The organism is Pseudomonas sp. KH_027 (genome assembly GCF_057838565.1).
In genome coordinates this window covers 2,916,493-2,937,344 of the sequence record NZ_CM174470.1, presented here as the reverse complement: position 1 = coordinate 2,937,344, position 20,852 = coordinate 2,916,493, and the positions used below count along the sequence as shown (strand labels likewise).

General features: G+C 61.5%; 18 protein-coding genes and 1 pseudogene. 7 read left to right on the top strand and 12 right to left on the bottom strand.

From position 1 onward, the window contains the following. Positions 1-16: 16 nt before the first annotated feature. Both AC3IYG_RS13765 and AC3IYG_RS13760 read left to right on the top strand, forming a co-directional pair. A complete protein-coding gene (locus tag AC3IYG_RS13765; RefSeq protein WP_489309241.1) occupies positions 17-1,939 on the top strand; it encodes a sulfatase-like hydrolase/transferase in 1,923 nt (640 codons plus the stop codon). Positions 1,940-2,176: 237 nt separating this feature from the next. Further along, the gene (locus AC3IYG_RS13760) at positions 2,177-3,301 is read left to right on the top strand and encodes an acyltransferase family protein (protein WP_489309239.1); all 1,125 of its coding nucleotides are present in this window, start codon (positions 2,177-2,179) and stop codon (positions 3,299-3,301) included. A gap of 206 nt (positions 3,302-3,507) precedes the next feature. On the opposite strand, the gene AC3IYG_RS13755 is transcribed toward AC3IYG_RS13760, so the two are convergent. From AC3IYG_RS13755 to gcl, 6 genes are all read right to left on the bottom strand, one after another. Further along, positions 3,508-4,434, bottom strand: a complete 927-nt coding sequence (locus tag AC3IYG_RS13755) for an urea transporter (protein ID WP_489309237.1) — start codon at positions 4,432-4,434, stop codon at positions 3,508-3,510. Between the two features lie 120 nt (positions 4,435-4,554). Further along, positions 4,555-5,970, bottom strand: coding sequence for a pyruvate kinase (gene pyk, locus AC3IYG_RS13750; protein WP_489309235.1), 1,416 nt, complete (start codon positions 5,968-5,970; stop codon positions 4,555-4,557). After that, the gene (locus AC3IYG_RS13745; RefSeq protein WP_489309234.1) at positions 5,967-7,241 is read right to left on the bottom strand and encodes a glycerate kinase type-2 family protein; all 1,275 of its coding nucleotides are present in this window, start codon (positions 7,239-7,241) and stop codon (positions 5,967-5,969) included. The genes pyk and AC3IYG_RS13745 overlap by 4 nt, the downstream gene beginning before the upstream one ends. Before the next feature lie 234 nt (positions 7,242-7,475). Then, complete coding sequence (locus AC3IYG_RS13740; protein ID WP_489309232.1) at positions 7,476-8,366, bottom strand: 2-hydroxy-3-oxopropionate reductase; 891 nt, start codon at positions 8,364-8,366, stop codon at positions 7,476-7,478. An 11-nt stretch (positions 8,367-8,377) separates the two neighbouring features. Then, positions 8,378-9,160: a hydroxypyruvate isomerase gene (gene hyi / locus AC3IYG_RS13735; RefSeq protein WP_489309230.1), complete on the bottom strand. Its 783-nt coding sequence runs from the start codon at positions 9,158-9,160 to the stop codon at positions 8,378-8,380. Positions 9,161-9,295: 135 nt separating this feature from the next. After that, the gene (gene gcl / locus AC3IYG_RS13730) at positions 9,296-11,071 is read right to left on the bottom strand and encodes a glyoxylate carboligase (protein ID WP_489309228.1); all 1,776 of its coding nucleotides are present in this window, start codon (positions 11,069-11,071) and stop codon (positions 9,296-9,298) included. Between the two features lie 372 nt (positions 11,072-11,443). Here gcl and AC3IYG_RS13725 point away from each other — a divergent pair, with 372 nt between their 5' ends. Further along, entirely contained in the window at positions 11,444-11,875 is a 432-nt protein-coding gene (locus AC3IYG_RS13725; protein WP_489309227.1) for a GlcG/HbpS family heme-binding protein, read from the top strand. A gap of 157 nt (positions 11,876-12,032) precedes the next feature. Here AC3IYG_RS13725 and AC3IYG_RS13720 read toward each other — a convergent pair whose 3' ends face one another. Next, a complete protein-coding gene (locus AC3IYG_RS13720; protein WP_489309225.1) occupies positions 12,033-12,677 on the bottom strand; it encodes a TetR/AcrR family transcriptional regulator in 645 nt (214 codons plus the stop codon). Positions 12,678-12,977: 300 nt separating this feature from the next. Here AC3IYG_RS13720 and moaA point away from each other — a divergent pair, with 300 nt between their 5' ends. From moaA to AC3IYG_RS13700, 4 genes are all read left to right on the top strand, one after another. After that, positions 12,978-13,973, top strand: a complete 996-nt coding sequence (gene moaA / locus AC3IYG_RS13715) for a GTP 3',8-cyclase MoaA (RefSeq protein WP_489309223.1) — start codon at positions 12,978-12,980, stop codon at positions 13,971-13,973. A gap of 160 nt (positions 13,974-14,133) precedes the next feature. After that, positions 14,134-14,955 carry a substrate-binding periplasmic protein gene (locus AC3IYG_RS13710; RefSeq protein WP_489309221.1) on the top strand — a complete coding sequence of 274 codons (822 nt, stop codon included), beginning with the start codon at positions 14,134-14,136 and terminating at the stop codon, positions 14,953-14,955. A 38-nt stretch (positions 14,956-14,993) separates the two neighbouring features. Continuing rightward, positions 14,994-15,485, top strand: a complete 492-nt coding sequence (locus AC3IYG_RS13705; protein WP_489309219.1) for a hypothetical protein — start codon at positions 14,994-14,996, stop codon at positions 15,483-15,485. Positions 15,486-15,665: 180 nt separating this feature from the next. After that, positions 15,666-16,103, top strand: coding sequence for a group II truncated hemoglobin (locus AC3IYG_RS13700; RefSeq protein ID WP_489309218.1), 438 nt, complete (start codon positions 15,666-15,668; stop codon positions 16,101-16,103). A 113-nt stretch (positions 16,104-16,216) separates the two neighbouring features. On the opposite strand, the gene AC3IYG_RS13695 is transcribed toward AC3IYG_RS13700, so the two are convergent. The 5 genes and pseudogenes from AC3IYG_RS13695 to AC3IYG_RS13675 form a co-directional block, all read right to left on the bottom strand. Then, positions 16,217-17,080: an outer membrane protein OmpK gene (locus AC3IYG_RS13695; protein WP_489309216.1), complete on the bottom strand. Its 864-nt coding sequence runs from the start codon at positions 17,078-17,080 to the stop codon at positions 16,217-16,219. 127 nt (positions 17,081-17,207) lie between these two features. Beyond that, a complete protein-coding gene (locus tag AC3IYG_RS13690) occupies positions 17,208-17,423 on the bottom strand; it encodes a hypothetical protein (protein WP_489314000.1) in 216 nt (71 codons plus the stop codon). Next, a pseudogene (locus AC3IYG_RS13685) lies at positions 17,410-17,544 on the bottom strand (hypothetical protein); the annotation flags it as partial. The pseudogene AC3IYG_RS13685 and the gene AC3IYG_RS13690, both read right to left, overlap by 14 nt. A gap of 279 nt (positions 17,545-17,823) precedes the next feature. Then, the gene (locus AC3IYG_RS13680; RefSeq protein WP_489309214.1) at positions 17,824-18,678 is read right to left on the bottom strand and encodes a nucleoside-binding protein; all 855 of its coding nucleotides are present in this window, start codon (positions 18,676-18,678) and stop codon (positions 17,824-17,826) included. A gap of 340 nt (positions 18,679-19,018) precedes the next feature. Then, positions 19,019-20,563 carry a nucleobase:cation symporter-2 family protein gene (locus tag AC3IYG_RS13675; protein WP_489309212.1) on the bottom strand — a complete coding sequence of 515 codons (1,545 nt, stop codon included), beginning with the start codon at positions 20,561-20,563 and terminating at the stop codon, positions 19,019-19,021. Positions 20,564-20,852: the final 289 nt, after the last annotated feature.

Below are 20,852 nucleotides of genomic sequence, written 5' to 3'. Positions count from 1 at the left end.
GCCAAGGATCCTGTACATGTCGGTTTCCTCTAGTCATAGAAGAATATTGGGTGTGGGGCTGCTGCTAGTCATAGCCATTGTGTTGGGATTCATGGGTTGGGGCAATGTCGCCGAGCAGCCTCCAAGACCGAATATTCTATTTATCCTGGCGGATGACCTGGGCGTTAACGATATCGGCTCATGGGGGGATGGTGTAGCGTCGACGCCCACCTTGGATGAGCTGAGCCAGCAGGCGATTCGTTTTCGCCGACACTATACGGATAGTACTTGCTCCGTCAGCCGGGCTGCGCTGCTGAGCGGGCGTGCGCCAGTGAGCATTGGCTTCGAACCGGATGGCCTGGGGCTCTCCCCGGATCTGCCGAACCTGCCGAAGTCTCTCAAGGCTCTGGGGTACCGGACTCACCATATCGGCAAGTGGCATGTCGGCGAGGCGATGGAATATCCCGATGTCTGGCCCTACCGGCAGGGCTTCGATGACTGGTTCGGAATGTTCAATCATTTTGTCCTGCGTGGCCCGGACGCGAGTGGCCAACTGATCCGCCGACCGCCGACCTATTACAATCCCTGGCTGCAGGAAAATGCCGGCCCGCCCCAGCAATATCAGGGCCATCTGGACGACATCCTGACGGAGCGGGCGATTTCCCTCATCCAACAGCCGCAGGGGCGTGAGCCCTGGTTCATCAACCTGTGGCTATTGGCACCACACCATCCCTTCGAGCCTTCGGAGACCTTCAAACAACAGTTTCCCGATACCCCGCAAGGTCGCTATCTGGCCCTGCTGAAGCAGCTGGATCACAACGTCGGGCGAGTGTTGAAGGCACTCAAGGAGTCGGGTCAGTGGGATAACACCATCGTGGTGTTCGGCAGCGATAACGGCAGCCCGAATCTGACGCGAAACAGCAACTACCCGTTGGAAGGTGTCAAAGCGTCTTATCTGGAGGGGGGGGTGCGTACCCCGTTGCTGGTGCGCTGGCCTGGGCACCGCGCGAATGTGGATATTCAGGCCATCACCCATATCACGGACCTCTACCCGACCCTGATCAGCATGGTTCAGAGTGACGTGCCAGAAGGTCTGAGCGGGCTGAATCTGACCGGGCTGATGGACGCTGGCGAGCAACTGGCTGATCGCCAGCTGTATTGGGCGATGGATGTGAAGGATAGGGGCATGGCCTATGCCGGACATCTACCCGGCCATGGGATTTTTTATCGTGACCTGTATGCGCGCCTGGAGAGCTCGTCCATGACTGGGGCGCTGGTGCCCAATTCAACCCTGGGGCCATGGCGTAGCGAGTTTTCCCTGGAGCAAGCCTCACAGCTCATCCGCGCCTGGGAACAGCGGGTCCGGCCTGTACCGCTGCAATGGCACCCGGCGACAGCATCGAGCGCGGCTTTTGTCAGTGGTCGCGACTATCAGCGGACTCCGGCATTCGGTTCCTACTCCCTGGGGGTGGGGCTCGAGCCCGCCGGCAGCACGATAAGCGATCAGACTATTCTCGAGCAGAAAGGGGTGTGGAAGATTGCCCTGGATAGCGAAGGCCAAGTCCAGGTAACACACGGTGCGACTCGTTTGGCCGGTCCGGTCCTCAAGTTCAGGCGCGGCTGCAACAGTCTGGTGGCCAGTTTGAATATCAAACCGGGGACGGCTTTCCCATTCGCCAGTAAGGTCGCGAGTATTTTTGCGCTCTATCTGAATGGGGAGCAGGTCCTTGGTAGCGAAGAGCTTATGCAACGTCCCGCTGTGCCGGCTGCCTTGAGTCAGCCCACGATTCTCGGGCGTGGCGCGGATGGTAGCGCCCCCTTCATGGGTACCGTCGGCAAGCCAGTCATTGTCGGCAAGTATCTATTGCCCATGCAGGAGGGGTACAACCTCGACGACATGCAAGAGGCCGTGTGTTCCGACTCCCGTCGAGCGCTGGCCGCCGGGGGCGAAGCTGAGTGACGGGGCACGCGGCTTGTACCTGACAGGTAACAAGGCGCCAGGTTGAAACCGGTGTGGCAATGCTGAAGGGGGAAAGTGGCGGGAGGCCTGACGCTGCGGGTGATGCTCTAGAGGAGTGTCTGTACCTATGCCAAAGCGCAATTCAACCACCCCGCGCGTTCTGGCCGAGCTGCTGGACAGCCTGTGTATGAGTGCGGGCTAAGAATAATAATGCAGTCCATTAAGGGGTCCTCTTCCATGTCTTACCGCGAGAATCTGCCGCAGTGCGAGTCGGTACGTGGAATCGCCATCCTGTTGGTGTTCTGCTTTCACTATTTCGGTGACCTCCGAGGGTACTTGCCCTACCCGGAAATGCCTACGGGCATGGGGTTATTCTTCGGTGGGAATACGGGCGTCACCTTGTTCTTCGTTCTTAGTGGCTTTCTCCTGACGCGCCCTTTCATCCTGGGTGCGCCCTTGCAGGTGAGGAGTTTCCTGTCTCGCCGCGCCTTGCGCATCCTGCCGATGTTCTATGTTTCTATCCTGCTGGGCGGGTTCTTGACCGGTCAATGGGGGGCGGTGTTCAAGTCGCTATTCTTCTACGACATCGGCCTGACGACGCTCTGGCCGATGGGTTCGGTCTGGTGGAGTCTGGTGGTGGAGGTGCAGTTCTACCTGCTCCTGCCGCTGTTAGTGTGGCTGGCCGACCGACCGAACTGGCGTCTGTTGCTGTGGCCATTGTTAGCGGGTGCCCTGTACCTTTACCTGCAAATTCGCAATGCGCCGATGGACACTGCCTGGCCCGGGTTGCGGGATAGCATCCTGGGACGCTGGCCGGTGTTCTTGACCGGCGCAGGCTTGGCCTTGGCCCAGGTGAGGTTTGGTGCGCGCTTGCACATACAGGAGGGGCGCCGGCCCTGGCCCTGGCTCGGGCTGCTGCTGGTCCTGATCGCGATCAGCGCGCTGGTGCTGCTCTGCGATCACCGTCTGCGCGTGTACGGAATGCTCGCCCACGTACTCTGGTATGACCATTACGTCTTCGAGGGGCTTGCCTGGGCCTTGTTCGTTTTTGTCTTGCTGAATTTCCGCTTCCCTGGCTATCGGCTGTTCGTCAATCCGTTGCTGCATCATTTGGGTCAGTGGTCCTACTCGCTCTATCTGCTGCACAGTGCCGTGCTGTTCTTCGCGTTGAAGCACAACCCGCTTCTGCCGGCGGGCTGGTTGCCCAGCGGCAACATCCAGGTCGCGCTGACCGGTGCAACGCTGCTGCTCATTGCCACCGCGTTGTCGGCGCTGACTTATCGCTATATCGAGCAACCGTTCCTCCGCCTCAAACCGCGCTGGTCATCACCGATGCAGCGTACTGGAGCCTTGGCCAACTGAGATCCGGCTCCCGCATCGATCTTGGCGTTTGCGCTTCCACGCGGCGAAAAAGCCACGTCTGCGTTGCCGGCTGCGCAAGAAGGCCTGCCCCAGCGTTGCCGCACCTCGCCATAGCCCAGCAATGGCTCGTCGCCACGCCTTGTCTCGGACCCCAGGCATCCGAGCTTGAATTAACCAACTCGCCGTACAGGTCCCTAGAGACTTTTTTATAACCGCCGCAGGGGCGTCGTCGGCTTTGATTCGAGGGCCGCCTGCCGCACCGAGCGGCGAGCGGCCTGCACCAGCCAGCAGGCGAGAATAAAGGGCGCGGTCAGCGCCGACAGCCCCAGGGCCGCAAAGCCCGGTTGCAGGAGCAGCGCCAGCACGATGCCGAGCAAGGGCGCCCAAGGTTGTCGATGGTTCTGGCTGAGGGCGATGGCGACCAGGGCGGCGTTGTAACCGTAAAGCCCGGCCAATGCGGTTGGCAGCGGCCAGCCCTGCAGCAGGGCCAGGCCCAGCCCGGCAGCGGAGCCGAACAGTGCCCAGCAGGCGGCGCGGCGGCTGGCCACGAGCAAGCCGGCAAACAGAATCAGGCCCGCCAACGGTTGGTCGAGAAATATCACTTGGCCCAGGCCGCGAGCGACGGCGGCGCAGAGGGTCAGCCAGTCGATACTCAGTGCCGGGTTGTTGACTGCAACTGCGGGCGTCAACTGCAAGGGGCTGGCGATTGCCAGCAGCAACCAGCTCAGCACCACAAAGGGCGAGGTGTAGGCGGCTAGCCATTGGCGCTGACGCGAACGCTGCAATAGAAAATTCAGCAGCATGGCGGAAATCCCGCCGCTGGCGATGATCAGCAGTGGCAGCAGCGGCGACCAGGCGAATGTATAGCAGAGCAACAAACCCAGCAGTACGCCGTTGTAGCTGTACAGCCCGGCCTCGATATCGTCTTCGGCATATTGCCGCTGCCGCGCCGTCAGCACCCCGGCATAACCGCCGAGCACGGCGCCGCCGAGCAACTGCGGGGCCGTCAGGAAAATCGCCAGCAGGCAAAGCAGCCCGAACAACGGCTGCCGTTGCAGGAAAATCTGGCTACAGCCATTGAGCAGGGCTCGGGGCTGGCAAAGGGTTCGAGCGGGCAGCCTGGGGTTGAACATGTCGGCAGTCGTTGGATAAAAAGCAGGCGCCAGGTGAGGGAACACCAAGCGCCTGGAAACTGGCAAAGCCAGATGGGATGGGTTGATCGACGCCTCGCCCGCAATGGGCGAGGCGTTGTTTCAGTGCAGCGTTTCGATGCGCAGGGTGTTGGTCGTGCCCGGTTGGCCGAATGGCACGCCGGCGGTGATCACCACGGTGTCGCCGCGCTGCGCCATGTTCTGCGCCTGGGCGATTTCCAGGGCGGTGCTGGTGATCTCTTCGACCTTGTTCAGTCGTTCATTGACCACCGAGTAGATGCCCCAGGCGACGGTCAAGCGCCGCGCCGTTTGGATATTCGGTGTCAGGCTGAGGATTGGCGCCTTCGGCCGTTCACGCGAGGCGCGCAGGCTGGAGCTGCCGGACTCGGTGTAGTTGACCAGCGCTGTCACCGGCAGAATGCCGCTGATACGACGGATCGCACAGCTGATGGCATCGGAGGCGGTCGCCTCGGCTTGCGGGCGGCTGACGTCGAGCTGGGCCTGGAAGTCCGGGCCGTTTTCCACCTGGCGGATGATCTTGCTCATCATGCTCACGGCTTCCAGCGGGTAGTCGCCGGAGGCGGTTTCAGCCGACAGCATCACCGCGTCGGTGCCTTCGGCCACGGCGTTGGCCACGTCCGTGACCTCGGCGCGCGTCGGTGCGGGCGAGAAGCGCATGGATTCGAGCATCTGTGTGGCGACCACCACCGGCTTACCGAGCTGGCGGCAGGTGCGGATGATGTCTTTCTGGATGCGCGGCACGTTTTCCGCCGGCACTTCCACACCCAGGTCGCCTCGGGCCACCATGATCGCGTCGCAGAGCTTGGCGATTTCTTCCAGATGCTGCACGGCCGAGGGTTTCTCGATCTTGGCCATGAGGAAGGCTTTACCCTGGATCAGTTCGCGGGCTTCGATGATGTCTTCCGGGCGCTGCACGAATGACAGCGCGACCCAGTCGACGCCCAGCGCCAGGCCGAAGGCCAGGTCGATGCGGTCTTTTGGGGTCAGTGGGCTCAGTTGCAGCACGGCTTCCGGCACGTTGACGCCTTTGCGGTCGGACAACTCACCGCCGGCAATCACCAGGGTGTCGACGCCGTCGGCCTGTTTGGCGGTCACTTGCAGGCGCAGGCGGCCGTCGTCCAGCAGCAGGTTCATGCCGGGTTGCAGGGCTTCGATGATTTCCGGGTGCGGCAGGTTAGCCCGTTGCGCCGTGCCCGGCGTGCTGTCCAGGTCGAGGCGAAAAGCCTGGCCGCGCTCCAGGTTGACCTTACCTTCGGCAAAGCGGCCGACGCGCAGTTTTGGCCCTTGCAGGTCCATCAGGATGCCGATCGGGTAGTTCAGCTGCTTCTCCACTTCGCGCACCCAGCCAAAGCGCTCGGCGTGGTCGGTGTGCTCGCCGTGGCTGAAGTTCAGGCGGAACAGGTTGACGCCGGCTTCTACCAGTTGGCGGATGTCGTCGATGCCCTTGACCGCTGGACCCAGGGTGGCGAGGATTTTTACTTTCTTATCAGGCGTCATTTGGCGGGGCACTCCAGAATCAAGATGGCACGGAAATCGTTGACGTTGGTACGCGTCGGCCCGGTGACGAGCAGGTCGTCGAGGGCGGCGAAGTAGCCATAGCCATTGTTGTTATCCAGTTCGTCACTGGCGCTGAGGCCCTGGCGGGCGGCGCGGGCATAACTGTCGGGGCTCATCAACGCGCCGGCGTTGTCTTCCGAGCCGTCGATACCGTCGGTGTCGCCGGCCAGGGCGTAGACGCCGGGCAGGCCTTTCAGGCTGTCGGTCAGGCTCAGTAGAAACTCCGCATTGCGCCCACCGCGCCCCTCGCCGCGCACGGTGACGGTGGTTTCGCCACCGGAGAGGATCACGCAGGGCGCTTTGAGCGGCTGGCCGTGCAGGACGATCTGCCGCGCGATACCGGCGTGGACCTTGGCCACCTCGCGGGCTTCGCCTTCCAGGTCACCGAGAATCAGCGGCGTGAAACCGGCTTCCAGGGCTTTGGCGGCGGCTGCGTCCAACGATTGCTGCGGGGTGGCGATAAGCTGGAAATGGCTGCGGGTCAGGCACGGGTCGCCCGGCTTGACCGTTTCCGAGCGCGGGTTCTGTAACCAGGCACGCACATGGGCCGGGATCTCGATGGCGTAGCGGCTGAGTATCGCCAGGGCTTCGACCGAGGTGGTCGGGTCGGCGACGGTGGGGCCAGAGGCGATCACCGTTGGTTCGTCACCCGGTACATCGGAAATCGCGTAGGTGTAGACGCTGGCTGGCCAGCAGGCCTTGGCCAAACGGCCACCCTTGATTGCCGAGAGGTGCTTACGCACGCAGTTCATTTCGCCGATGCTGGCGCCGGATTTGAGCAGGGCTTTGTTGATCGCCTGCTTGTCCTTGAGGGTGATGCCCTCTGCCGGCAACGCCAGCAGCGAAGAGCCGCCGCCGGAGAGCAGAAAGATCACCCGGTCGCTTTCACTGAGGCCGCTGACCAGTTGCAGCACCCGTTGGGCCACCGCCAGCCCGGCGGCATCCGGCACCGGGTGCGCGGCTTCGACCACTTCGATTTTCGCGCAGTGGGCGCCATGGCCGTAGCGGGTGACCACCAGGCCGGAAATTTCGCCCTGCCACTGCGCTTCGATCACTTCGGCCATGGCCGCCGCGGCTTTGCCGGCGCCGATGACGATGACCCGACCGCTGCGGTCGGCCGGCAGGTGGTCGGCCAGCACCTGACGCGGGTGCGCAGCGTCGATGGCGGTGGCGAACAGGTCGCGCAACAGGCTTTGTGGGTCGATAGGCATGGCAGGGCTCCTGAGTTCTTGTTGTGCTGCTGGGCCGATTGCAGTCCGCAGCCGCTGTGGAGTACAGCGGCTCGGGACTGGAATCGACCAACCCGGCAAGCAGGCCGTGACACCGTTTGCCGGGAGGTCGAAAGGGTGCCCTCTCCCCGTAAAACCCCGTGGGAGGCGCTTCAGCGGCGACGCGACGGTCGCGGCTAAAGCCCCTCCCACAGCCCATTGGGGAGAGGGGTGGGCTTACTCTTCGCGGATCGAAAAGTTGGCCATATGTTCCAGGCCCTTGATCAGCGCCGAGTGGTCCCAGTTGCTACCGCCGATGGCCGCGCACGTGCTGAACACCTGCTGGGCGTTGGCGGTGTTGGGCAGGTTCAGGCCCAATTCGCGGGCGCCGGCCAGGGCCAGGTTGAGATCCTTCTGGTGCAGGCTGATGCGGAAGCCCGGGTCGAAAGTGCCTTTGATCATACGCTCGCCATGCACTTCGAGAATCTTCGAGCCGGCGAAGCCACCCATCAGCGCTTCACGCACCTTGGCCGGATCGGCGCCGTTCTTGGCGGCGAACAGCAACGCTTCGGCCACCGCCTGAATATTCAGGGCGACGATGATCTGGTTGGCCACCTTGGCGGTCTGGCCGTCGCCATTGCCGCCGACGCGGGTGATGTTCTTGCCCATGGACTGGAACAGCGGCAGGGCGCGCTCGAAGGCATTCGGGCAACCACCGATCATGATGCTCAGAGTCGCAGCCTTGGCGCCCACTTCGCCACCGGATACCGGTGCGTCGAGGTAGGCGGCGCCGGTGGCCTTGATCTTCTCGGCGAAGACTTTGGTCGCAGTCGGCGAGATCGAACTCATGTCGATCACGACTTTGCCGGCGCCAACGCCTTCGACTACACCGTCCTTACGGAACAGCACGTCTTCAACCTGCGGCGTATCCGGCACCATGATGATGATGAACTCGGCTTCCTGGGCCACTTCGCGCGGGTTGGCCAGGCCGATGCCGTTGTTGCCCAGCAGGTCGGCCGGTGCTTTGTCGAAATGTTCCGAGAAGAACAGGGTGTGCCCGGCTTTTTGCAGGTTCTGAGCCATGGGCTTGCCCATGATGCCGGTGCCGATAAATCCGATTTTAGCCATGAGGGTGCTCCTTAAATGGCGTTATGGGTTTTCAGCCAGCCGAGGCCAGCAACGGTGGTAGTAGCCGGCTTGTATTCACAGCCGATCCAGCCCTGGTAGCCAATGCGGTCCAGGTGCTCGAAGAGGAAGCGGTAGTTGATCTCGCCAGTGCCCGGCTCGTTGCGGCCCGGGTTGTCGGCCAGTTGTATGTGGTTGATCAGCGCCAGGTTGCCTTCCATGGTGCGGGCCAGATCGCCCTCCATGATTTGCATGTGGTAGATGTCGTATTGCAGGTACAGGTTGGCGTTGCCGACCTTCTCGCGAATAGCCAGCGCCTGCTTCGTGGTGTTCAGGTAGAAGCCTGGGATGTCGCGGGTGTTGATCATTTCCATGACCAGCTTGATGTCCGCAGACGCCAGCTTCTCTGCCGCGTACTTGAGGTTGTCGACAAAGGTTTGCTCGACGCTGGCGCAGTCCAAACCTTGCGGGCGGATGCCGGCCAGGCAGTTGATCTGCTTGTTGCCCAGCACGTTGGCGTAGGCGATGGCCTGGTCGACGCCGGCGCGGAACTCGGCCACACGGTCCGGGTGGCAGGCGATGCCGCGCTCACCCTTGGCCCAGTCACCGGCGGGCAGGTTGAACAGCACCTGGGTCAGGCCATTGGCGTCCAGGCGCGCCTTGATTTCCTCGGCGCTGAAGTCATAGGGGAACAGGTATTCGACGCCGCTGAAGCCGGCTTGGGCGGCAGCGTCGAAACGGTCCAGGAAGTTCACTTCGGTGAACAGCATGGACAGGTTGGCAGCGAAACGGGGCATAAGAACTCTCCTCGGTTAACACCCCTCTCCCGGCCTTATTTCAGGTAGAGGGGGAGAGGGGCCGGGGGAGAGGGTAAATGCAAAAGCCCCTCTCCCTAACCCTCTCCCATAAGCGGGAGAGGGGATGGTTGCGCATCAGTCCAGCATCGAAATGGCCGTCGGTGCATCGGCACCGGTCAGCGCCAGGTCTTCGAACTCGTTGACCGCATTGATCTCGGTGCCCATGGAGATGTTGGTCACCCGCTCCAGAATGATTTCCACCATCACCGGTACCCGATGCTGTTTCATCAGTTCCTGCGCCTGGCGCAGGGCCGGCTGGATCTCGCTCGGCTCGAACACGCGGATCGCCTTGCAACCCAGGCCTTCCACTACAGCGACATGATCAACGCCGTAGCCATTCAGCTCCGGCGCGTTGATGTTGTCGAACGCCAGCTGTACGCAGTAATCCATCTCGAAACCGCGCTGCGCCTGACGGATCAGGCCGAGGTAGGAGTTGTTTACCACGACATGGATGTAGGGCAGGTTGAACTGTGCGCCGACAGCCAACTCTTCGATCATGAACTGGAAGTCGTAGTCGCCGGACAGCGCCACCACGTTGCGGGTCGGATCAGCCTTGACCACGCCCAGCGCCGCCGGAATGGTCCAGCCCAATGGGCCGGCCTGGCCGCAGTTGATCCAGTGGCGCGGCTTGTAGACGTGCAGGAACTGCGCGCCGGCAATCTGCGACAAGCCGATGGTGCTGACGTAGCAGGTGTCCTGGCCGAACACCGCGTTCATCTCTTCGTAAACGCGTTGCGGCTTGACCGGCACGTTGTCGAAGTGAGTCTTGCGTTGCAGGCTGCGCTTGCGTTGCTGGCAGGCATCCAACCAGGCGCCACGGTTCTTCAGTTTGCCGGCGGCGTGCCACTCGCGGGCGACGGTGAGGAACATGTCCAGCGCGGCGCCGGCATCGGAGACAATACCCAGGTCCGGGTTGAATACGCGGCCAATCTGCGTCGGCTCGATGTCGACGTGGATGAAGCGACGGCCTGCGGTGTAGACATCGACCGAACCCGTGTGGCGGTTAGCCCAACGGTTGCCGATGCCCAGTACCAGGTCGGATTCCAGCAGGGTGGCGTTGCCGTAGCGGTGCGAGGTTTGCAGGCCGACCATGCCGACCATCAAGGCGTGGTCATCCGGGATCGTGCCCCAGCCCATCAGGGTCGGTACCACCGGTACGCCAACCAGCTCGGCGAACTCCACCAGCTTGGCGCTGGCGTCGGCGTTGATCACGCCGCCACCGGAAACGATCAGCGGGCGCTCGGCTTCGTTGAGCATTGCCAAGGCTTTTTCGATCTGGGTGCGGTTAGCGGCGGGCTTGGCCAGCGGCAACGGTTGGTAGGCGTCGATATCGAATTCGATCTCGGCCATCTGCACGTCGAACGGCAGGTCGATCAGCACCGGGCCCGGGCGGCCGCTGCGCATTTCATAGAAGGCCTTCTGGAACGCGTAAGGCACTTGGCCCGGCTCCATGACGGTGGTCGCCCACTTGGTCACCGGCTTGACGATGCTGGTGATGTCGACCGCCTGGAAATCTTCCTTGTGCATGCGTGCACGCGGCGCCTGGCCGGTGATGCAGAGGATCGGGATCGAGTCGGCGGAGGCCGAGTACAGGCCGGTGACCATGTCGGTGCCGGCAGGGCCGGAAGTACCGATGCACACGCCGATGTTGCCGGCTTTGGTGCGGGTGTAGCCCTCGGCCATGTGCGAGGCGCCTTCAACGTGACGGGCCAGGACGTGGTCGATGCCGCCGACTTTTTTCAGCGAGGAATACAGGGGGTTGATCGCGGCGCCGGGGATGCCGAACGCGGTGTCAACGCCTTCACGGCGCATTACGAGGACGGCTGCCTCGATTGCTCTCATTCTGGCCATTTTTTTGTGCCTCTTTTGTTCTTAAATTGTATACAACTTTCTGTGGCTGATTCTATTCAGCACATGACTTAACGGTCAAGTTTTTTTATCCGGCAAAACACGCCCGTGAAAAAATCTTTTAAAACAGCTGTTTGAGCGGAGCCTGCGCAGGATCATGGGTTCTTGCTGATGATCGTGTATACAAGTATCTATTTTATTGTGTTGTTTGGTTGCGTTTTTTGTTTTAGGTGGGATATTGGCGTTGCCTTTTCGATTGCCTCCGCTCGGCGCGGATCGCATTTTCTGGCGGCTGCGAGCTAGGGCAGTCGCGCTGCCAGACAGCGCCGGCAGGTGGTTTCTTGCGCTTTTTCACTCCAATAAGAAGGTTCGACGATGAACGCTTTAACGCTGCAAACCGCTACCAGCATTACCAACCAGGCCCTGGCTGCAGGCCGCGCCATCTCCGCCGCGCCGCTGACCATTGCGGTGCTGGATGCAGGTGGCCATTTGATCTCGCTGCTGCGCGAAGACGGCGCGAGCATGCTCCGGCCGCAAATCGCCATCGGCAAAGCCTGGGGCGCGGTGGCGCTGGGCAAGGGGTCGCGTCTGATTGCCGCCGACGCGCAGCAGCGCCCGGCGTTTATCGGTGCGGTGAACAATCTGGCTGACGGCAACCTGATCCCGGCACCGGGTGGCGTGCTGATCCGCAATGCGCAGAATGCGGTGATTGGTGCCATCGGCATCAGCGGCGACACCTCTGATATCGACGAGCAATGCGCGGTCAAAGGTGTGCTGGCGGTCGGCTTGATGGCCGATGCGGGCTAGGGGCTTGTAGGAGCGGGCCTGCAACCCACATGGATGTGGGAAATGCTGCAAGCCCTAAAGAGCGGCTGCCGCCCCGCCAAATGCGGCTAAAGCACCGCGGGCATGGCCCGCTCCTGGTGTGGAGTGCTGCCTGCGCCCATCAAAGTGGGGATCGAACTCAGGCGCTGGCAACCTGTTCGGGGTGGCTGACTGGGCTGTCATCGATCTCGCAGCCTTTGATCACCAGGCGAATGATGGTCTCGGCGGCCGCTTCGTAATCGGCATCGTCGAGGCTGGCTTTGCCGGTGACGGTGGAGATCTGCCAGTCGAAGTCGGCGTAGGTCTGGGTCGCCGCCCAGATGCTGAACAACAGGTGGTTGGGGTCGACCTTGGCCATCAGGCCCTGGTCGATCCAGGCCTGGATGCAGCTTATGTTGTGCTTGGCTTGGCCGTTGAGTTGGGCGGTCTGTTCCGTCGACAGGTGCGGCGCACCGTGCATGATCTCGCTGGCGAATACCTTGGAGGCGTAAGCCAGTTCGCGGGAAATGCGGATCTTCGAGCGGATGTAGGCCTTCAGTACCTCTGCCGGTCGGCCACCTTCATTGAACGGCGCCGAGGCCTGCAGCAGGGGCTCGATGATGCTTTCCAGCACCTCGCGGTAGAGGTTCTCTTTCGACTTGAAGTAGTAATACACGTTGGGCTTGGGCAAGCCCGCCTTGGCAGCGATATCGCTGGTCTTGGTTGCGGCGAAGCCCTTGTCGGCGAACTCTTCACTGGCCGCGCGCAGAATCATTTCTTTATTGCGCTCGCGAATGCTGGTCATTTAACGACTCTTTTGCTGTCCGAGGAGGGGTGACGGGCGGTCGGGCATGGTAGCACCGGCCTCGCGCGAGGCTCAACGTTACTGGGCCTGAATCGGAATGCGCATAACCCGCAGGAGTTGGCCATGCCTGCGATGCCCTTGCTTGAAAAGCTTTCGCGGGCATGGCCCGCTCCCTGCGACAGCCCACCTGCGTGTGCAGTAATGGCAAATTTTTGTATACGCGCTGGGAGGATTCTGGTTACATTCCTGACTTAACGGTCAACAACAAAAATGCCTCGGCCCATGCGCCAGGAGACCTCTTTGCACAGTCCCAAGCTGGTCGACCCCTTTGGTCGGCGCATCACCTACCTGCGTCTGTCGGTCACTGATCGCTGTGACTTCCGCTGCACCTACTGCATGAGCGAAGACATGGTCTTCGCTCCGCGCGAGCAGATCCTCAGCCTGGAAGAACTCTATGCCGTGGCCGACGCCTTCATCGGCCTCGGGGTAAAGCGCATCCGCATCACGGGTGGCGAGCCCCTGGTGCGCAAGAACCTGCTGAGTTTGCTGGCACGCCTGGGCGCCCGTCCGGAGTTGGACGACCTGGCGATCACCAGCAACGGCTCGCAACTCCATCGGATGGCGCCGCAACTGCGCGCCGCCGGCGTCAAGCGCCTGAATATCAGTATCGATTCCCTGCAGCGCGAACGTTTCGCCGCTTTCACTCGACGCGACCAGCTCGACCAGGTGCTGGCCGGCATTGAAGCGGCGCGGGCGGCTGGCTTCACCAAGATCAAGCTCAACAGCGTGGTGCAAAAGGGCCGCAACGACGATGAAGTGCTCGACCTGGTCGAGTTCGCCGTCGAGCGCGGGCTGGACATCAGCTTTATCGAGGAGATGCCGCTGGGCAGCATCTCCAGCCACAAGCGCGAAGAGACATTCTGCTCCAGTGATGAGGTGCGCGCGCGCATCGAACAGCGCTACGCCCTGGTGCGCAGCCGCCGCGTCACGGGCGGGCCGTCGCGCTACTGGCAGGTGGTCGGTAGCGCTACCCAGGTCGGTTTCATCTCGCCACACAGTCACAATTTTTGCGGCGACTGCAACCGCGTGCGGGTGACCGCCGAGGGCAAGCTGGTGCTGTGCCTCGGCCATGATGGCGCCCTCGATCTGAAAGCCTTGCTGCGCGCCCACCCCGGCGACAGCCAGCGTCTGCGCGAAGCGCTGCAGAGTGCCCTGCAACTCAAGCCGGAGCGCCATCACTTCGAGGTCGAGGAGCAAGTACAGGTATTGAGGTTCATGAGCATGACCGGTGGCTAGGCCGCATCGCCAGATCGTTATGGCGGTTTCCCACGCTCCAGTACGGGAGTTGCTCGGTGGAGCCGACACGAAGCGCCTTCGCCTGCATATCCACGCTGAGCGTGGGAACGATCGAAATATCCCCGCTTAAGTCGATCCAATACTAACCAGGAGGGTTGCTGTGAAGCCCACACGCGTCTGCAGTCTGTTAGCCGTTTTGCTCTCCACCAGCGCCCAGGCGCAAACCTATGTGGTGGGTGTGGAGAGCCTGGCCTTCTTGCCGCACTACAGCACCGATAAACAGGGCAATTACGAGGGCTTCGCCCGCGAGGTGCTGGACCTGTTCGCGGCCAAGAGTGGTGTGCAATTGCAGTACAAGGCGCTGCCGGTCGAGCGCTTGCTACCGGCGCTGCTGCAAGGCGAGGTGGATTTCAAATACCCGGACAACCCCAACTGGTCGCAGTCGCAAAAAGCCGGCAAGGGCTTGAGCTACAGCCAGGGCGTGGTCAATTACGTCGACGGCGTGCTGGTCGCCCCGCAACAGCAGGGCCGAGGCCTGGAACAGCTGAAACGCCTGGCGGTGGTGAATGGCTGGACGCCCTGGGCCTACCAGGAGCGCATCGCCGCGCAGCAGATCCAGCTGTTCCAGGGCGCCGACCTGCAACAGATGATCAAGCAAGCGCTGAAGAAAGACGCCGACGGCGCCTACTTCAACGTGGTGGTCGCTACGTATTACCTCGACAACATCCGCGCCCGCCCTGGCGCCCTGGTGTTCGACCCGCAACTGCCCTACACCCGCAGCACCTTCAACCTCTCGACGGTTAAACACCCCGAGCTGCTTCAGCGTTTCGACCAGTTCCTGGTGGAGCAGCACGCCGAAATCGCCGCGCTTAAAGCCAAATACCAAGTCGAGGCCAATCTCGATTCGGAGTTTATCGGCATGGAGCAGTGGAAGGTGGACTTCCTCAAGCGGCAGAAAGCCAAAGAGGCGGCGGGTCTCTAAGCGCTGCTTTCTCCGGGCAAAGTTCTGCTGGTCGACCCATGCTCGCGGTATTTTTTTCGGCGCGCCTGAGCAACCGGCACGGGATCGTTGTCTTATCGTTCGGCAGGCTCATCGTGGTGATCAGAGCGCTGCAATGGCGGGATCCGTCCGCGCCCCGCCTGCCGTGGCGGATCCTTTCTTGCCGAGGTGACGAGATGAGTGTGAAACCCGTTCTGCTGATGTGCCTGGCAACCTTGGGGGTCGGCATGCTGAGTCCAGCCATGGCGGACCAGCGGCGGGATAATCGCGACTATTACGACCGTGATGAAAACTGGAAGGACGAGTTCTGGGACGGTCCGTGCCGGGTGAAGCAGGAGTCCGATGACGGCCAGTACAAGGAAGAGATCAAATGTCCCAACGGTCGAGGCGCGACCTGGCGGCGGGGCGAATGGAAAGAGGTGTTTTGGGACGGGCCCTGTCGGGTGAAGATCGAAGCCAAGCGCGATGAATACAAGAAAGAGGTCAAGTGCGAAGGGCGTGGCGATAATTGAGTCGCGCTGCATGCCGGGGCGCCTCTCTGCCTGGCCCTTCTGGCCTCTGCCGGAAAATTCCCGGCGGCCATGCAAAAGGGGGATGGAGGTGTCGGGCGGCTGAGCAGGCGCGGAGCGTCTTGGGCTGAGTTCCCATGCTGGAGCCTGGGAACGAGCGAATTAATCGTGAGGTATCCATCTATGTCCTCCAGTACACCCCCTGTTTTCGGCGTCGGTGATGCGTCCTTCCTGGCGGCCGGCGGTATCGAAGGCATTAACAAGTTGGTCGACGACTTCTATCAAATCATGGACGAGTCGAGTGACATCGCCAGCGTCAGGAAAATGCACGGCAAGAGCTTGGATCAGGCGCGCAATAAGTTGGCTAGTTTCTTGTGTGGCTGGCTGGGTGGGCCGCGGCTTTATGCCGAGAACTACGGGCCGATCAATATTCCGCAGTTCCACGCGCGCTGGCCGATTGGCGCAGGGGAGCGCGATGCGTGGTTGCTGTGTATGCACAGAGCTATTGTCCGGCAGCCGTATTCGCCAGAGTTTGCGCAGTATTTGCTGGTGCAGTTGCGAGTGCCGGCTGAACGCATAGTGCAAGCGAGCGGCATCCTGTATGGCCGCAAAGAGTCTTAAACCTTTGCTGAGCTTGCTTGCCGCAGGCGCAGCAAAAGCAAAAGGGGGATAACGTTCGGCGTTATCCCCCTTTTGCTTGACCGCTGCCGCCTACCTGGCAGCGGCCAAATGCTTTAGAAGTGGTATTTCACCAGCGCCTGGACGGCGGCCTGGTCGAAACCATCGTCGGAGCCGTCGACGGGTTTGAGGCCGTACTTGTTGTGCCACATGTTCAGCTCGGTGCCGACGTAGAGTTTACGCTCGTCGCCGAACAGGGCCTTGCCCGCATCCCATTTGATCTGGATCGAGGAGCCGAGCGAGGTCTGGGTGCCGGCATCCTTGGAAGGGCTGCGCCAGTCGACATAGCCGTCGATGACGAAGCTCTGCTTGCCGACGTTGAAGGGGTAGGCGCCAGCGATGGTCAGCTGTTCGGCATAGCCTGGGCCGCCGGTGTCGGTGAAGAACACGTGATCGTTGATCTTGACCCGATACAGGTTGGTCTGTAGGAAGGCGAAGCCGGGCACATTCCAGTCCAGACCAATACCGTACAGGTAGTTTTCGGTGCCGGGGCCGCCATTGCCTTTTTCATACACGAAGGCTGCCAGGACGTCCTTCAGCGGGCCGGCCGAGAGGCTTTGGCCGGTCAGCCAGCTGCCGCTGACGCGGGGATTAATCTCCATGTAGTAGAAGCTGTCGTTCTCACTGGTATGGAAGGTGCCCTGTTCAAAGCTGCCGCTGTACTGGAGGTTGTCCGCATCGATGTAGTCGTAGAAGGCAAAGATGTCGCCCCACTTCCAGCCGCTGGCGTGCTCGAAGGTATAGGTAGTTTGCGAGCGCTGTTCTTCGGCGTCGAAGTTCATTTCGTTGAAGTTGCTGCCATTCAGATAGGTCAGGCTATTGTCTTGCCAGTGCAGCAAATCGCCGGCGATGGCCGCCTGGCTAGCGGTAAACAGACCGGCTGACAGGGCGAGGCAGTGGGGCAGGTGCTTCAGGTTCATGCGGTTTTCCTTGTTGTAGTGGTTTACGGGGCTTCTCATCCCTTGCGTTGACCACCGCACTGACGCGGGTTTCAGGTCAGGGCAGTGGCCGTGGCAAGGGTTGAAGAGGGGGCCGGCACCCAGTACTTCAGCTCGACAGGCTGGCTTGTGCTGGTCGGGTCAGTGGATTCGCTGGGCTGGGGTTGTCGATGGCGGCTGCGTCGCTGGGGGGCTGCGGCACTTCGAGTGGCGAAGCTTGCGGGTCGAGTTTGCGTTCTTCCAGTTCGAGATATTCTTCCGGCAGGAAGATGTTCGACGGGATCGCCGCGAAGGCGCCTACGACTATCGAGGGTGATGATGCCAACGAAAGTCGCCAGCACGTGTTGCAGGGCGGCGAAGATCACCGCACTGAAGTGCGGTCTGTCTTCCAGGCCGTAGATAAGCTCGGCGCGGTTGTTGCGACGAGAGCTAGCGGTTGTGCTCATGGTTAGCCTGCCAATTGTTTTTATTTGGTCGTGGGCTTACGGGGCGCGGGGGTACCCTGCTGACGGACCTGTCAATAAGTTGATCGCAAGGTCAGGTTTTCGACTATAACACTCTGTGGACAAGGTAAATAACAATTTAATTGAAAATTGTGTACAAAAAATTGGTCGCGCAGGCTGGGCACATAACCAATGAATTCGCCCCTGCAGCTGAGCGCTATGCCCAGATCCCCCGGTAAGCCGCGAAGGACCAACAAAAAGCCCGCCTTGTGGCGGGCTTGATCAGAAGCTCAACTCCAGGTTCAGTGTTGGCGTCGAGGTGCGGCTGCCGCGGCCGCCGTCCACGCCGAACTTGTTGTGCCAGTACTCATAACCGACGCCGAGCCAGAGGTTCGGCTTGGTCTTCGCGCCTGGCAGGGTGGCCACCATCAGCGCGGTGCGCATCAGTGTCTCGGGGGCGGTGTCGTTGTCGTTGTAGTCCTCGCCCTTGTCGCCGACGTGGTTGACGAAGCCTTGGAACTTGGCCGCGTGGTCGCCGATCTGGAACGGCCGCAGCCAGGTCAGGTTGAGCATGTAGGTGGTGTCGAAGGTGTGATCCGGGTGACGCACGCCGGGAATGCCCGAGTGGTTCTTCTCGCGGTAGGACATCAGGCTCAGGTCGAGCACGCCGGGGCCGTTGAACTTCAGCGTCGGGCCGAACACCAGGGCGCGCTTCTTCGCCGAGGCCCGGTTGTTGTTGCGGTTGGCGTCGAAGCCGAAGGTGAAGGCGTAGTCCTTGATCAGCCCGGTGCCCAGCGGCCGGTCGAACACCCGCGAGGCGAACAGCTGATGGCGATACACGCCATACACCTCGCTGCCGCCGTGGTCGGTGCCCTTGCGTGGGTCACTGCTGTCGGAGAGGAAGACGTCGAGGTTGAAGAAGTTGCTGCCGTAGCGGTAGCCGTCGGCGTGGGTGAAACTGTAGACGCGCTTGGCGAACTTATCCGGGTTGTTCGGGTTGGTGAACTGCTGGCCGTAACGGAAACCGACGCTGTTGTTCACCCATTCGAACAGCTTGCCTTCCTCTGTGCCGGCGAAGCTGGTCGGGCTGGCGGCGATAAGGGCGGCGCCGAGCGCCAGGCTTGGGTAGCGGATCATGCGGGTTTTCCTTCTTGTTGTGCTTCTGGACACTGGCCAAGGCCTTACTCGGCCTCTGCCTCGGACTCGGCGTGGCCGCGCAGGTGAGCGCGCTCCTTTGCACCGAGGATGTTGAGCAGCAGGTTAAATAGTCGCTTGAGCAGTACGGCCCAGAGGGCCGAGATGGCGATAGGGCTGTGAGTGATAGGCCCTATCCCAGGCCGGGAGGGCGGCGAAGAAGTCGGTTGGCTGTAGGTCCAGGGCTTCGTCGAGTAGCGCCACCCACTTCCGGCACCCGGATGGCTGTCGGAATCGGAAGTGGATAGCAATGCCTGTGCAGTTGTAGCCTGAGTGCCGCTGGCTAAAGCGCGCTAGTGGGCTGCCGGGCGGGTGCCGTCACTCGATGGGGCTTCGGCGCGTGGTCGTCTTCGACGATTACCGGGACTTCCTCGCCCTGGGCATCGTAGAGCTTGCCGTCGATGAAGTGATCGCCTTCATTGAGCGCGGCAATATCCTGATAACGCAGGCTGCGCTCGGTGCCGGCGACGAACACCGACTGTTGATCCGAGTTGCCGGTGGTGAAGTGGTTGAACAACAGGTTCAAGAGGATCGCCATGATCGCCGCCGAGCTGATGCCGGAGTGAAAGATGGTGGCGAACCAACTGGGGAAATGATCATAGAAGGCCGGGGCGGCGATCGGAATCATGCCGAAGCCGATGGAGGTCGCGACGATGATCAGGTTCATGTTGTTGCGGTAGTCGACCTTGGACAAGGTACGGATGCCACTGGCGGCCACGGTGCCGAACAGGACGATACCGGCGCCACCGAGGACCGAAGTCGGCACGGCGGCGATCACCCGGCCCATCACCGGCAGCAAGCCCAGGCTCACCAGAATCAGACCGCCAGTAGCCACCACATAGCGGCTCTTGACCCCGGTGACGGCAACCAGGCCGACGTTCTGGGCGAAGGCGCTCTGGGTGAAGGAGCCGAAGATCGGCGCGAACATGCTGGAAATCATGTCGGCGCGCAGGCCGTTGCCCAGGCGCCGGGAGTCCACCTTGGTCTCGATGATGTCACCGACCGCGAGGATATCCGCCGAGGTTTCCACCATGGTCACCAGGATCACGATCAGCATGGAAATGATCGCCGCCACTTCAAAGGTCGGCAGGCCGAAATGGAAAGGCGTCGGGAAGGCCAGGAGCGGGCCGGAGCTGACTTTGGAGAAATCGGCCATACCGAAGCACAGGGCGATCACGGTGCCGATGACCATCGCCAGCAGGATCGACAGGCGCGAAATCGTCGCGCTACCGACCTTGCTCAGCAGCAGCACGATGGCCAGGGTGATGGCGGCCAGGCCGATATTGGACATGCTGCCAAAATCCTCGGCACGGCTGTTGCCGCCCATGGCCCAGCGCGCCGCGACCGGCATCAGCGTCAGACCGATGGTGGTGATCACGATTCCCGACACCAGCGGCGGGAAGAATTTGGTGACCTTCGAGAAGATCGGCGTTATCAGCAGGCCGATCAGCGAAGCGGCAACCACTGCGCCTAGCACCGCCTGAACACCACCACCGCTGCCGCCGCCGTTGGTGGTAACGATGGCAATCATGGTGGCGACGCCAGCGAAGGACACCCCTTGCACCAGCGGCAACTGGCAACCGAAGAAGGGCAGGCCGAGGGTCTGCAACAGTGTCGCCAGGCCACCGACGAACAACGACGCGGTAATCAGCAAGCCAATGTCGCTGGGGGAAAGCCCGGCCGCCTGACCGACGATCAGCGGCACCGCGACAATGCCGCCGTACATGGTCAGGACGTGCTGCAGGCCGTAGGCCAAGTTGGCGCCAACACCCAGCTTCTCGTCCTCGGGACGTTGCTCTGGAGTTGTTCTAGCAGTGGACGTTTTCATGGTGAGAACCTCTCGCTATTTGTTTTTGTGCGGCAACTGTAGACATTTAGATCTGTGATTGTCTAATTATTTGTATACATATTTAAATTTTGACTTGACGGTCAGGATTTTTGCAGGGTTTTTCAGGAGTGAGCAAGCGCCTAACGACGCAGGAAGGCCCGCGCTGTTGTCTTGATCGGGGGGAAAGGGGAGGTTTGCGCAGGCTCTGCTGTGGGCACGGCAATGCGCTTATCAGCACGCTGCCGGTGGGTAGGCGCGCCATTTTGGCCACCATTGCAGTGGTCAAAGT